This is a genomic window from Oerskovia jenensis, assembly GCF_016907235.1.
GTDB classification, from domain to species: Bacteria; Actinomycetota; Actinomycetes; order Actinomycetales; family Cellulomonadaceae; genus Oerskovia; species Oerskovia jenensis.
In genome coordinates, this window is record NZ_JAFBBO010000001.1 from 2,884,481 (window position 1) to 2,897,550 (window position 13,070).

Annotated in this window: 11 protein-coding genes and 2 pseudogenes; 4 read left to right on the plus strand and 9 right to left on the minus strand. The window is 73.3% G+C overall.

Features of this window, described 5'->3' with window-relative positions; translation table 11 throughout:
* Positions 1-123: 123 nt before the first annotated feature.
* A complete protein-coding gene (locus JOD49_RS12965) occupies positions 124-1,128 on the plus strand; it encodes a putative endonuclease domain-containing protein (RefSeq protein WP_205307545.1) in 1,005 nt (334 codons plus the stop codon).
* Positions 1,129-1,167: 39 nt separating this feature from the next.
* Here the strand turns inward: JOD49_RS12965 and phnE are convergent, their stop codons facing one another.
* From phnE to JOD49_RS12985, 4 genes are all read right to left on the minus strand, one after another.
* A complete protein-coding gene (phnE, locus tag JOD49_RS12970; RefSeq protein WP_205307546.1) occupies positions 1,168-2,058 on the minus strand; it encodes a phosphonate ABC transporter, permease protein PhnE in 891 nt (296 codons plus the stop codon).
* The gene (locus JOD49_RS12975; RefSeq protein ID WP_205307547.1) at positions 2,055-3,002 is read right to left on the minus strand and encodes a phosphonate ABC transporter ATP-binding protein; all 948 of its coding nucleotides are present in this window, start codon (positions 3,000-3,002) and stop codon (positions 2,055-2,057) included. The genes phnE and JOD49_RS12975 overlap by 4 nt, the downstream gene beginning before the upstream one ends.
* A gap of 145 nt (positions 3,003-3,147) precedes the next feature.
* A complete protein-coding gene (locus JOD49_RS12980) occupies positions 3,148-4,083 on the minus strand; it encodes a phosphate/phosphite/phosphonate ABC transporter substrate-binding protein (protein ID WP_205307548.1) in 936 nt (311 codons plus the stop codon).
* Positions 4,084-4,125: 42 nt separating this feature from the next.
* Entirely contained in the window at positions 4,126-5,442 is a 1,317-nt protein-coding gene (locus JOD49_RS12985; protein ID WP_205307549.1) for a TIGR03364 family FAD-dependent oxidoreductase, read from the minus strand.
* Positions 5,443-5,608: 166 nt separating this feature from the next.
* On the opposite strand from JOD49_RS12985, the gene JOD49_RS12990 reads away from it, so the two are divergent.
* Positions 5,609-6,577, plus strand: coding sequence for a GntR family transcriptional regulator (locus JOD49_RS12990; RefSeq protein WP_205307550.1), 969 nt, complete (start codon positions 5,609-5,611; stop codon positions 6,575-6,577).
* On the plus strand, positions 6,574-7,404 hold the full coding sequence (locus JOD49_RS12995) for an HAD family hydrolase (protein WP_205307551.1): 831 nt from the start codon (positions 6,574-6,576) through the stop codon (positions 7,402-7,404). The genes JOD49_RS12990 and JOD49_RS12995 overlap by 4 nt, the downstream gene beginning before the upstream one ends.
* Positions 7,405-7,513: 109 nt before the next feature.
* On the opposite strand, the gene JOD49_RS13000 is transcribed toward JOD49_RS12995, so the two are convergent.
* Complete coding sequence (locus JOD49_RS13000) at positions 7,514-7,972, minus strand: hypothetical protein (RefSeq protein WP_205307552.1); 459 nt, start codon at positions 7,970-7,972, stop codon at positions 7,514-7,516.
* A 330-nt stretch (positions 7,973-8,302) separates the two neighbouring features.
* Between JOD49_RS13000 and JOD49_RS13005 the strand changes: the two genes are divergently transcribed.
* Positions 8,303-10,498 (plus strand): S9 family peptidase, encoded by a 2,196-nt coding sequence (locus tag JOD49_RS13005; RefSeq protein ID WP_205308974.1) that lies wholly within the window; start codon positions 8,303-8,305, stop codon positions 10,496-10,498.
* Positions 10,499-10,631: 133 nt separating this feature from the next.
* On the opposite strand, the gene JOD49_RS13010 is transcribed toward JOD49_RS13005, so the two are convergent.
* From JOD49_RS13010 to JOD49_RS13020, 4 genes and pseudogenes are all read right to left on the minus strand, one after another.
* Positions 10,632-10,820: a hypothetical protein gene (locus tag JOD49_RS13010; protein ID WP_205307553.1), complete on the minus strand. Its 189-nt coding sequence runs from the start codon at positions 10,818-10,820 to the stop codon at positions 10,632-10,634.
* A 181-nt stretch (positions 10,821-11,001) separates the two neighbouring features.
* Positions 11,002-11,568: pseudogene (locus JOD49_RS20905) on the minus strand (family 1 glycosylhydrolase); the annotation flags it as partial.
* A 3-nt stretch (positions 11,569-11,571) separates the two neighbouring features.
* Positions 11,572-12,168: pseudogene (locus JOD49_RS20910) on the minus strand (family 1 glycosylhydrolase); the annotation flags it as partial.
* Positions 12,169-12,178: 10 nt separating this feature from the next.
* Entirely contained in the window at positions 12,179-13,069 is an 891-nt protein-coding gene (locus JOD49_RS13020; RefSeq protein ID WP_205307555.1) for a carbohydrate ABC transporter permease, read from the minus strand.
* Position 13,070: the final 1 nt, after the last annotated feature.

The window sequence follows — 13,070 nt, forward strand, 5'->3', positions numbered from 1 at the left end:
CCGTTCTGGACCGCATGGTTTCCCGTTGTCGACGGTGTCCACAGGGACCCCAGCCACGAGGGTCGTCCCCAGGGCGTCGTCGGGCGGCGGCGGGTGGTCGGCGTCACCTGCTGGGATGCCCCGATGCGCCACCTGTCGCGGGTACCCGAAGAGCTCCTCGTCGTCGCGCGCCGCCAGGAGGGACTGGTGTCGGCGGCGCAGTGCGACGAGCACGGACTGCGTTCGCACCGCCGTTCCCGGCTCGTCGAGCAACGGCGATGGACGCAGGTGACCCGTGGTGTCTACGACACCGACCCGGTGCCGCCGGACCGCCGGGAAGGGCCGGGGGTCCCGGACCATCGCCGTCGACGCGCCGCCTGGGCAGGTCTTCTCGCCTTCGGGCCGGACGCGATCGCCGTCGGCCCCTGCGCACTGGCACTGCTCGGCATCCAGGGGCTCCCGCTCCGGATCACCGCGCAGGCGGCGCTCCCCGGTGGGCGCGCGACGGGTTCACGGGACGGCATCCTGCTGAGGCAGTTCGACGACGGGATGACCGTCACACGAGTCGGCGACCGGTACGTCGCCACGCCGGACTGGGCGCTCGCCCAGACCGTACCGGAGGTCGGTCGCCGCGCCGCGGTCGCCCTGATGGACAGTGCGCAGCACCGCGGCCTGCTCGACGTCCGTGGACTCGACCGTGCGCACGACATGGCGCGGGGCCGACGCGGGGTCGCCAGGACGCACTCGTGGTGGGAGCTCAGCGACCGGCGCGCCGAGTCCCCGCTCGAGACCTTCGCCCGGCTCGACTGTCTCGACGCCGGTGTCCCGCCCGACGATCTCCAGGTCGTGATCTCGGGCGACCAGGGTCAGTTCCTGGCCCGGGGCGACCTGGGTTGGCGCCTCCCGGACGAGAGCTGGCTGATCGCCGAGGTCGACGGGACCGAGATTCACGGAGCACCCGAGGCGCTGTTCGCCGACCGGCGACGGCAGAACCTGCTCGTCGCGTCCCGAGGCGTCGCGCTGCTCCGCTTCACGGCCCGGGACCTTGCAGGTGTGGGACGAGTCGGAGCGGAGATCCGGAGCTTCCTAGGTCGAGCACGAGGTTCCGCGCGGCCGAGAACGGGATCGAGGCCGCCATCCCTCGGATAGCGACCTCAACCCCGTTCTCGGCACCGACGGGCCGAGATCTCAGATCGCGATCCTTGCCCTTGCCCATGACGAGAAGCGGTCCACTACCCACACCAGCACGAGGACCATGAGGATGTAGGTCAGCATCTCGTCGAACCGGAACAGCTTGATCGACTTGTTGATGAGGAACCCGATCCCGCCCGCGCCCACGAGCCCGAGCACGAGCGAGGACCGCACGTTGACGTCGAACCGGTAGAGCAGCAGCCCCAGGAACTGCGGCACGACCGCGGGCAGCACGGCGTGCGTGACGACCTGGGTGCGGCCCGCGCCGTTGGTGCGCAGCGCGTCGGCCGGCCCCGGGTCGATCTCCTCCATGGCCTCGGCCCAGAGCTTGCCCATGACGCCCGTGTTGTGGACGACGAGCGCGAGCACCCCCGCGAACGGTCCGAGCCCCACGGCGGTCACGAAGATCAGGGCGAACACGACGTCGGGCACGGCGCGGAAGAACGACAGGATCGCGCGCGACCCCTGGTACCAGACCGACCCCGGCGTGCTGCCCCGCGCGGCGAGCACCGCGAGCAGGAGCGAGAGCGGGATCGACAGCGTGGTCCCGAGCAGCCCGATCCACAGCGTCACGAGCGTGGCCTGCAGCCCGGGGGCCACGACGGTCGACCAGTCGAGGTCGGGCGGGAACGCCTCGCCGACGAACCGGGCCATGCCCTCCCAGCCGCCCACGAGCGCGCTGATCGAGAAGCCCGTGCCCTGCCAGGCGAGGACGTGCAGACCGAGCAGCACCGCGCCCGCGGTGACCCAGGTCGTGACCTGCCGGCCCGAGCGGTGGGCCGTGGGCACGACGACGTGCGCGAGCCTCTCGGGCGACGGCCCCTCGGCCCGGGCGGGGGAGCCGCCGCGCGGGGAGCGGGGCGAGCGGGTGGGGGCGGTGGCGGTCATGCGGGGATCCTCGTTCCGGTGGTCGTCCGGGTGACGGTCGCGGTCGCCGTCTCGGCCGAGTACAGGTGCTCGACGGCGTCGCGCGTCACCGCGTCCGGCGCACCGTTGAGGCGCTCGCGGCCCGCGACCATCCCGACGAGGCGGTCGGCGTGCTCGCGCGCGAGCTCGGGGTCGTGGAGGACGGCGACGACCGCGAGACCCTCGTCGTGCGCGAGGGTCGCGAGCAGCTCCATGACCTGGGTCGAGGCCGCGGGGTCGAGCGCCGACGTGGGCTCGTCGGCCAGCAGGATGCTCGCCCGCTGGCACAGGGCCCGGGCGACGGCCACGCGTTGCTGCTGACCGCCCGAGAGCTGGCCGACCCGGTCGAGCGCGCGGTCGGCGAGGCCGACGCGGTCGAGGCACAGCATGGCCTCGGCGCGCAGGTCGCGGGGGAAGAGCGACGCGACGAGGGACCGGCGCAGCGGCAGCCGCCCGAGCGCGCCGGCGCACACGTTGTCGAGCACCGTGCGTCGCCGCACGAGGTTGACCTGCTGGAAGATCATCGCGACCCGGCGCCTGGCCTCGTGCTGCTCCGCCGCCGAGGTCCGGTGGTGGGGGAGAACCTGCTCACCGTCGACCCACACCTCGCCCGACGTCACGGGCGCGAGCCCGATCACCGACTTGAGCGTCGTCGACTTGCCGCACCCGTTCGCGCCGAGGATCGCCACGAGCTCGCCCGCCGCGACGTCGAGGTCCATGCCGTCGACCGCGCTGCGCAGCACGTTCTCGCCCGCTTCGGAGCGGGTGTTGAACTGGACCCGCAGGTCCCGGAGGTGCAGGCCGGGCGAGCGGACGCCGTCGGGCAGGTGCAGGACGCCCTCGGCCGTGACGGGGCCGGCCGAGCCGCCCGGCCCGCCGGGCAGCCCCGGCGAGCCCGGCGCGAGCGCGCCGTGGTGTGAAGCCATCTGGAACTACTCCTTGCTGGAACGGGACGCGAGCCCGCGGGGGAGAGAGGGCGGTCGACCGGGAGCGTGGTCGACCGGACGGGACGAGCGGGGTGGCCGCCGGGTCTGGTCGACCCGGCGACGACCCCGCGCACGTCCGTGGGGGTCAGACGTCGTCGGACGTGAGCCCGAGCGTCGTGGCGAGGTCGAACAGCGGCTTGTACGTGTCGACGTCGACCTCGACGAGCGGACCCGCCGGGTCGACGTCGAGGAACGCGCCGATGGCCTCGACGTCGGCCGTGTCGAGCGTGAGGAGGGCCTCGCGCACGGCGTCCTTGAACTCCTGGCTCTGCGAGCCGGCGACCGTGATGGGGTCGTTCGGGATGGGGTCGGACTCCCAGACCTGGCGGAACGTCGAGGAGTCGAACGTGCCCTCGCGCTCGGCGGTCGCGAGCGTCTGGGAGTTGATCTGCGCGGCGTCGACCTGGCCGTTGGTCAGGGCGAGCAGCGCCTCGGGGTGGCCGCCCGCGTAGGTGATCTCGACGTCGGACTCGGTGAGACCCGCGTCGAGGATCGCGAAGCGAGGCAGGGCGTCGCCCGACGTCGAGCCGGTCGAGCCGAGCGCGAGCGAGTGACCCGGCAGGTCCTCGATGCTCTGGATCGGGGAGTCGACCGGCACCCAGATGCCCGCGGTGTAGCTCGAGAGCGAGCCGTCGGCGAGGCCGAACGAGGCGAGGGGCTCGGCGTCGGCGCGCTCGCTCGCGAACACGAAGCCGAGCGGGCCGAACTGGGCGAGCTCGAGCTTGCCGTTCTCCATGGCGAGGACCTCGGCCGAGTAGTCCTCGACGATCGTGAGCTCGACGGGGCAGTCGAGCTTCTCGGACAGCGCGTCGGCGAGGTGCTGGTAGGCGGGCTCGAGCTTGGCGGGGTCCTCGTAGGGCTCGATGCCGAAGCGGATCGCGCCGTTCGGGCACGTCGTGGACTCGGCACCGTCGGTGCTGGTCCCCGCGTCGGCGGTGCCGGTCGAGCAGGCGCTGAGCGTGCCGAGGAGCAGTGCGGCGGCGAGGACGGAGGTGGCCTGGCCGGTGCGGCTGCGGTGCATGTCTTCTCCTGGGGTGGGGGTTTCGCGAGAGAGGCTGGTCTGTCAGAGGAAGCTGTCGAGCACGCGCGGGGCGAGCCCGAGCGCGGTGGTCATGCCGATGCCGGACGTGACCGACACGGCGCGCACGCCCGGCATGGGCGTGACGTCGAGGAACGGCGCGGGCGCGGAGGCGTAGACGCCCTGCCAGCGCTCGCGGACCGTGAGGGGGCCCGCGCCGAAGAGCCGCGCGGCCTCGGTGAGCAGGAGCTCGTCGAGGGACTCGGGGTGGAACGGCCCGGGCGTCGTCGCGTAGGCGTGCGTGTCGCCGAGCGTGAGCGTCCCGTCGGGGCGCTGGGTGACCATGAGGTTCACCGCGGCGTCGATCAGGGCGGGGTGCTGGGCCGTGAGGCGCTCGCGGACGGCGGCGGTCGCAGGGGAGTGACGGAAGCCGTCGTAGCGGAGCAGCGAGGTGCCCGTGAAGATCGCGGGGTCGATCTCGCGGGGACCGCCGGCTGCGCCCCCGGGAGCGTCGACGCGCAGCATCTGGAGCGTGCAGCGCTGGAGGCCCGCGGCGGCGGCGGTGTCGGGGAAGAACCGGTCCACGTCGTGCCCGACGGCGAGGATCACCTTGGTCGCCACGACGTCGCCCCGGGAGGTGCGTACGAGGGTCACGCCGCTGCCGGCCTCGAAGCCCTGGACCGTGGTGGACCAGGCGAGGTGCGCGCCGCGCTGCTCGGCGTACCAGCGGGCGATCGCGGGGACGGCCTCCCGGGGGTCGACCCGGATGTCCTGGGACAGGAACGCGCCGCCGACGACCTCGGCGGGGTCGCCCGGGACGCGGTCGAGGACCTGGTCGCGGTCGAGCAGCCGGACGTGGCCGTCGCGGCCGTGGGCGAAGTCCTCGAGGACCTGCCGCTCGTCGTCGGCGCGGGCCACGACGACGGTCCCGGACTCGCGCAGCCAGAAGTCGGCCTCCTTGGCGAGCTGGATCCAGCGTTCGCGGGCCGTGAAGGCGTAGGTGAGGGCCGTGCCGTCCTGCGCGGTGAAGCACCCGTGCCCGAAGTTGCGCACCGAGGCGCCGACCGCGCGGTCGTCACGCTCGACCACGAGGACGGACAGGCCCCGCCCGACGGCCTCGACGGCGTGCGCGAGGCCGACGATGCCGGCGCCGACGACGACGAGGTCGACGCGGGCGGGGAGGTCGTTCCCGGTGGACGGACTGCGCGTGCCGGGGTGGCTCGTCGGCCGCGTGGACGACGCGACGGACGGGCTGCCCCCGGCGCGGGGGGCGGCGCTGGGGCCTGCGGGACGAGGGCCGGCGGTACGGGGGCCGGCGGTGCCGGTCGAGGTGGCCCGGGACGGCGATGGTGTGCTGCTCACGACACGGACACTGCCGTGCCGTTCGAGTCGTGATCAAGCGATTCCGAGACTTGTTCAGACAAGTTTCCAGAGTGTTCATCTGCGGTTGGCGCGATGTGTGCAGGGTTCATACGACCGTCACCCGTTGCGCGGTCGACCCCTCAACGAGCGCCTGTATGGTCAAGTCATGGCACCGTCCTCGTCGTCCCCGCACGCCGCCCCGCAGCCCGGGGCGGGCGTCCCGTCCCGTCCGCCGCACGCGGCCCGGTCGGCCCCCGCTGCCCCCGCCGCCCACCCGCCTCACGGCCCGCTGCACCAGCACGTGCTGGGTGAGCTGCGCCGTCGGATCGTGTCCGGCACCTACGCGATCGGAGACTCCCTGCCGTCCGAGTCCGCGCTGTGCGCCGAGTTCTCGATCTCGCGCGGCACGGTCCGCCAGGCGCTCGGGACCCTGCGCAGCGAGGGGCTCATCGGCGGGGGGCAGGGGCGCCCGCCGGTCGTGCGCTCGCGCGCGGTCCCGCAGCCCTTCGAGACGTTCCTGTCGTTCAGCCGGTGGGCCGCCGGGGTGGGTCGCGTGCCCGGTCAGCGGACCGTCGAGGTCGCGCGCCGCGGCGTGCACGGCGTCGCGGCCGACGCACTGGGGCTCGAGGAGGGCACGCCCGTGGTCGAGGTCCTGCGCCTGCGGCTGCTCGACGGCGTCCCCGCGATGGTCGAGCGCGACACGTTCATCGAGCCCGTGGGGCGCCTCATCTTCGAGTTCGACCCGGACACGGGGTCGATCTACGACCACCTCATCTCGCGCGGCGCGGACCTGCACGCCGCCCGCCACGTGATCGACGCGGTCGCGGCCGACGAGACCGACGCCGACCTGCTCGAGGTCGCCGTGGGCGCCCCTCTGCTGCGCGAGCGCCGCACCACGCGCAACGCCGCGGGCGTCCCGGTCGAGTACGCCGACGACCGCTACCTGCCCGAGCTCGCGGCCTTCACGATCGACAACACCCAGGACACGTCGCTCTCGATGGTCCGCTTCCCGACGGCGTCGGCCGCAGCGGCGTCGCTCGTGTCGCCCCCGGCCGGTGGGGCAGACACGGCTCCCTCCGCCGACAACACTGCCGGCACCGCCGACACCGACCCGAACCAGGAGCCCTCCGCATGACCAGCACGACCAGCACGGCCAGCACGTCCACGACCACCGCCCGCCCGCCCCTCGCGATCGAGCTCGTCGCGCTCGACATCGCGGGCACGACCGTCGAGGAGGGCGGCGCGGTCTACGACGCGCTGCACACGGCGGTCCTCGAGCACGGGAGCGGTGCGACGTCGTCGGACATCCAGCACTGGATGGGGGCCGAGAAGCGCGCGGCGATCACCGCCCTGCTCGCGATCGGCGTGTCAGAACCAGCGAGTGCCCTGGCCCACGCTGGTTCTGACAGGAGATCCGGTGCGCCCGGCGCACCCGGGCCCGGCGAGGCGACGGTCGACGCCGCGTTCGCGCGCTTCACCGCGCTCCTCCGCGAGGCGTACCTCCTGAACCCCCCGACCCCGATCCCGGGCGCGCCCGAGGCCTTCGCGGCCCTGCGCGCCGCGGGCGTCAAGGTCGCGCTGACCACGGGCTTCACGCGCGAGGTGACCCGGGGGATCCTCGACGTGCTCGGCTGGACCGTCGCGTCCGGCCCCGAGCAGTGGCTCTCGCCCGAGGTCACGCTCGACGCCGTGACGTGTGCCGACGAGGTGCCGCTGGGGCGCCCGGCGCCCTACATGGTCCACCGGGACATGGAGCGCACGGGCGTGCTCGACGTCGCGCGCGTCCTCGTCGCGGGCGACACCGTGCTCGACCTGCGGTCGGGGGTCAACGCGCGCGCCGGGGCGGTCGTCGGGGTGCTCACGGGCAAGCTGGGCGCGAGGGACCTGGGCCGCGAGCGCCACGACTTCCTGCTCGACTCGGTAGCGGACCTGCCGGAGCTCGTGGCGAGCCTCAACGCCTGACCCCCACCCGGAACCCTCCGGTGCCGAGAACGAGGTCTCGGTCGTCATCGGCGTCAGGACGACCACAACCCCGTGCTCGGCACCCCGGCCACACCCCGAGTGCGGCGGCTCAGTCCCGGGTGACGACCCAGCCGTCGCCCGTGCCGCGGGCTACGTGCAGGCTCGCGCCCGGGCTCAGGACCCGGTTGGTGAGCGCGAGGTCCTCGGAGCACAGGTCGGCCTGGGCGAGCCGCAGGTCCGCGACCTGCACGACCTCGTCGTCGTTGACGAACACGAGGTAGCCCGTGCCGACGTCGACCGTGCTCGGGAGCTCGCCCTGCACGGGGCCGTCGGTCCCGGCTGCCTCCGCGACGTCGGCCGGGTCGTCGCCGGGGCACACGATCACGGCCTTCTGCCAGTCGAAGTGGGTCGTGGAGATGAGGTCGAGGTCGCCGTCCGCGCGTCCGGCAGCGTCGATCCCGGCGAGCACGGTGTCGTCGAGATCCTGTGCGGGCTCGGACCCGCACCCGGTCAGGAGCAGCCCGACGGCGGCGCTCACGGTCAGGACGAGGAAAGGGGCCTTGGGCACGGGTCCAGTATGCGCCGAACGAGCACGCGGCTGCCGAGCCTGCGGTGGTCAGGGGCCGAGCCTGCGGTGGTCGCGGGCCGAGCATGCGGTCGTCGTCGAGAATCGGGCCGGGAGCGACGCCCACCGCATGCTCGGCACCGAGAGGGCGCGGGCCGGGGGTGCGGCGCCGGGGGCCGGGCGTCGTGATAGGACGGTGCAGTGACCATCGACTCCGCAGACTCTGCCGCCACCGCGCCCGAGCCGTCCGGCCCCGCGGCCGCCGGGCCAACGCCGACCCCCTTCCACGACCTCGACCAGTACGTCGCGATCCCGCGCACGGGTGGGCTCGTGATGTCCCCCGACGGGCGTCGCCTGGTGACGAGCGTCTCGACGCTCGACGCCAAGCGCACGGCCTACGTCTCGGCGCTGTGGGAGGTCGACCCGACGGGTCAGGCGCCTGCCCGCCGCCTGACGCGCAGCACCAAGGGGGAGTCGGGTGCCGCGTTCACGGCCGAGGGGGACCTGCTCTTCACGTCCGCGCGCCCCGACAGCGACGCGTCGGCCTCGACCGAGGGCGACCCGGTCTCGGCCCTGTGGCTCCTGCCCGCGACGGGCGGTGAGGCACGCATCGTCGCGTCGGCCCCCGCGGGCGTCTCGGCCCCGCTCGTCGCACGCAGCGCCCCCGTCCTGTCGCTCGCAGCCGACGTCCTGCCGAGCGCGCGCGACCTCGCGCACGACGCCGAGCTCCGCACGGCCCGCAAGGACAAGAAGGTCGCCGCGATCCTCCACACGGGCTACCCCGTGCGGTACTGGGACCACGACCTGGGCCCGTCCGAGCAGCACCGGTTCATCGCCGACCTGTCGCACCTGACCGACGAGCCGGCCCGCCCGCTCCCGGCGGCGCCGGCCAGCGAGACGGCGTCGGCCACGGGCGCCGCCGCGGCGCCCGTCGACCCCGACGCGACCGACCCCGCCTCACCCGACCTCCCCGCGGGGCGCCTCGAGCTGCGGGACGTGACCTCCGCCGTCGGGCGTGGGCTGCGTGAGCACTCCGCGGACCTGTCCGCGGACGGCACCACGCTCGTCACGACCTGGTCCGTCGCGGGACCGGGAGCCTCGGAGCGGTCGATCCTCGTCGCGATCGACACCGCGACCGGCGAGCGTCGCACGCTCGTCGACGAGCCCGGCGCCGACGCGAACTCACCCGTGATCTCTCCCGACGGCGCGTGGGTCGTGTTCGTGCGCGACACGCTCACGACGCCGCAGGACGCACCTGTGCAGAGCCTCGCGGTGGTCCCGCTGCGCGCGGGCGACGGGTCGGACGGCGACCCCGGCGACGGCGGCGCGAACCACGGTCTGCGCTCGCTCGCCGCGAGCTGGGACCGCTGGCCCACGTCGGTCGCGTGGCTGCCGGACGGCTCGGGCCTGCTCGTGACCGCCGACGACGACGGCCGCGGCCCGGTCTTCCACGTCGCCTTCACGCCCGACGGGGCGGGCGACGACGGCACGGTGTCGCGCCTGACCTCGGACGACGCGACGTTCACCGACGTCCGCGTCGCGCCCGACGCCTCGGCCGCGTACGCCCAGCGCACGAGCTACCTCGAGCCCTCGCACCCCGTGCGGATCGAGCTCGCGGACTTCCTCGCGGCCCCTGCCGGTGAGCGCACGCCGCTCGCGGCGACCGCGCTGCGCGGCCCCGTCGAGAGCCCCGACCTGCCCGGCACGCTCACCGAGATCGAGACCGCGGCGTCGGACGACGTGCGCGTCCGCGGCTGGCTGGCCCTGCCGCACGGCGCGAGCGCGGAGAACCCCGCGCCGCTGCTGCTGTGGATCCACGGCGGGCCGCTCGGTTCGTGGAACGCGTGGAGCTGGCGCTGGAACCCGTGGATCCTCGTGGCCCAGGGCTACGCGGTGCTGCTGCCCGACCCCGCGCTGTCGACGGGCTACGGCCAGGACTTCGTGCAGCGCGGGTGGGGCTCGTGGGGCGCGGCCCCGTACACGGACCTGCTCGCGATCACCGACGCCGCGGAGGCCCTGCCGGAGATCGACGAGACCCGGACGGCCGCGATGGGCGGCTCGTTCGGCGGGTACATGGCGAACTGGGTCGCGGGCCACACGGACCGGTTCAAGGCCATCGTGACGCACGCGAGCCTGTGGGCCCTGGACCAGTTCGGCCCCACGACCGACGCGTCCTACTACTGGCAGCGCGAGATGACGCCCGAGATGGCGGCCGAGCACTCCCCGCACCGCTACGTCGCGGACATCGTCACGCCCATGCTCGTGATCCACGGCGACAAGGACTACCGCGTCCCGATCGGCGAGGGCCTGCGCCTCTGGTACGAGCTGCTCTCGGCGTCGGGCCTGCCCGCCGCGGCCGACGGCAGCACCGACCACCGCTTCCTGTACTTCCCCGACGAGAACCACTGGGTGCTCCAGCCGCAGCACTCGATCGTCTGGTACCAGGTCGTGCAGGCGTTCCTCGCGGAGCGTGTGCTGGGCGTCGCCCCGGGCGAGGGTGCGGCCCGGCTCCCGACGACGCTGGGCTGACCGTCGTGCGCGAGGTGGGACGGGCGTCGTCGTGCGCCGTGTCCCGCCTCGCGTAGCGGGTCCGGGTGCGTGAGGTGCGACGCCCGACGGCGGAGCGTGCCTCCGCGGGTCCGCGTGCCGGGGAGACTCCCGCCTAGTGGGACATGCGCCGGTGCGGCGGGAGGCGCCGGTCGTGCGCGGCACGGACCAGCTCGACGACCATGAACACGATGATCGACGCGACGAGCAGGATCCCGAAGAGCAGGAACCAGTTCGCGGGGCCCGACCCCGTGGGCACGTACACCGCGGCATCGACGCTGCTGGCGAGCATGAGACCGGACATGTCGACTCCTCGTTGACCGGGAGATCCGGGGCGGAACCCCTCCCTCCCAGGATGCACCCGGACGCCGGGGTTGCACCCGCTGGCCGAGAACCGGGGGTGCCGAGAACGGGGTTGTGGACGTGATGGGCTCCATCACGTCCACAACCCCGTTCTCGGCCCCGGGTGGCCAGGTGGTTGGTCAGTCGTCGAGCGAGATCTCGCCGCGTGCGACCGACCCGAGCCAGCCGAGGCTCGGCTTGGGGGTGCGCTCGAAGGTCTCCGGGTCCCAGCCGATGAGCCCGAAGGTCGGTGCGAACGAGCCCCACTCGTAGTTGTCGAGCAGCGACCAGTGGAGGTAGCCGATGAGGGGCAGGCCCGCGTCGACCTCGGCCCGTAGGGCGCGCAGGGCGTCACGCGTGTAGTCGATGCGGCGCGCGTCGTCGGACGTCGCGATGCCGTTCTCCGAGACGAGCACGGGCAGGCCCGTGATCTCGTGGCCGAGCCGCGCCGCCTCCGCGATCGCTTGCGGGTAGTACTCCCAGCCGGTGAGGGTCTTCTCGGAGTCCTCCGGAGCGGGCAGGGGCCCGTCGACCGTGATGCGCGTGCGGGTGTACGCCTGGACGCCGACGAAGTCGTCGCCGCGCGCGGCCTCGAGGAACACGGTCTCGCGCGGGTAGGCGTACTCCCGCAGGACCTCCTCGGCGCCAGGGTCCGCGAAGAACTGCTGCGGGGCCACGGGCCAGCCCACGGGCACCCCGACGGTGCGCACGAGCTCGACCGCTCGGCGGTGCGCCGCGATGAGGTTCTCGGTCGCGACGGGGTCCGGCGCGTGCATGGTGCCTGCCTGGAGCTGCTCCTTGCCCTTGGCGGCGGTGATCATCATGGCGAGGATGTTGGGCTCGTTGATCGTGAAGACGTGCGAGGCCGAGTCCAGCAGCGGCAGCACGCGCTCGACGTAGCGGGCGAAGCGCTCGACCGAGCGCGGGTCGGTCCACCCGCCGTCCTCGGCGAACCACCGGGGCGACGTGAAGTGGTGCAACGTGATCAGCGGCGTGACGCCGTGGTCGAGGCAGCACTGGACCATGCGGCCGTAGTGGTCGAGCTCGGCCCGCGAGAACATGCCCTCGGCCGGCTCGATGCGCGCCCACTCGATCGAGAAGCGGTACGAGGTGAGCCCGGACTCGGCCAGGAGCCGGATGTCCTCGGCGTAGCGGTGGTAGCTGTCGGCGGCGTCGCCCGACGGCTCGGCGAGGGTCGAGTCGGTCGCGACCTCGCGTGCCCACCAGTCGCTGTTGACGTTGTTGCCCTCGATCTGGTGGGCGGCCGTCGAGGCGCCCCAGGCGAAGGGCTCGGGGAAGGTGAGAGGCATGGGGGTTCTCCTACTTGATGCCGGTCATGGCGATGCCCTGCACGAAGTAGCGCTGCAGGAACAGGAAGAGGATCAGGATCGGGGTCACGACGAGCACCGAGCCGGCCATCAGCAGGCCGTAGTAGGTGCCGTTGGAGCCGACCGAGTAGAGCGAGAGCGCGACCGGGAGCGTGTACATGTTCTCGGTCTGCGCGACGACGAGCGGCCACAGGAAGTTGTTCCACGAACCGAGGAACGTGAGGATGCTCAGCGTCGCGAGCGGCGGCCCGCACTGGGGCAGGACGATCCTGAAGAAGATGCGGAACTCGCCCGCGCCGTCGATCCGGGCGGCCTCGATGAGCGCGTCGGGGATCCCGAGGATGAACTGGCGCATGAGGAACACGCCGAGCGGTCCCGCGAGGAACGGCAGGACGAGCGCCGGGTAGGTGTTGACCAGACCCATGTTCGACACGAGGACGAACATCGGGACGAGCGTCACGACGCCCGGGACCATGAGGGTCAGCATGACGAGCGCGAAGAGGATCTTCTTGCCCGGGAACCGCATCTTGGCCAGCGCGTACCCGACCATCGAGCAGAAGACGATGTTGCCGAGCACGACCGCGACGGCCACGACGATCGAGTTGGTGAAGAACTGCCCGTAGTTGAGCTGGGACAGCCACTTCTCGTAGTTCTCGAGCGTGGGGTTCTCGGGCCACCACGTGATGGGGCGCTGGAGGAGCTCGCCCTGCGTCTTGAAGCTGCCGAGCAGCATCCAGATGAACGGCATGAGCGTCAGCAGGAGCCCGACGACGAGCGCGGTGTACGTGGCGCCGCGCGACCAGCGGATCGGACGGCGGGGTGGGCGCGGCGTCGGGCTCGTGCTGGTCGGCGCCGGGGCGACCTTCGAGGACGTGAGGGACATG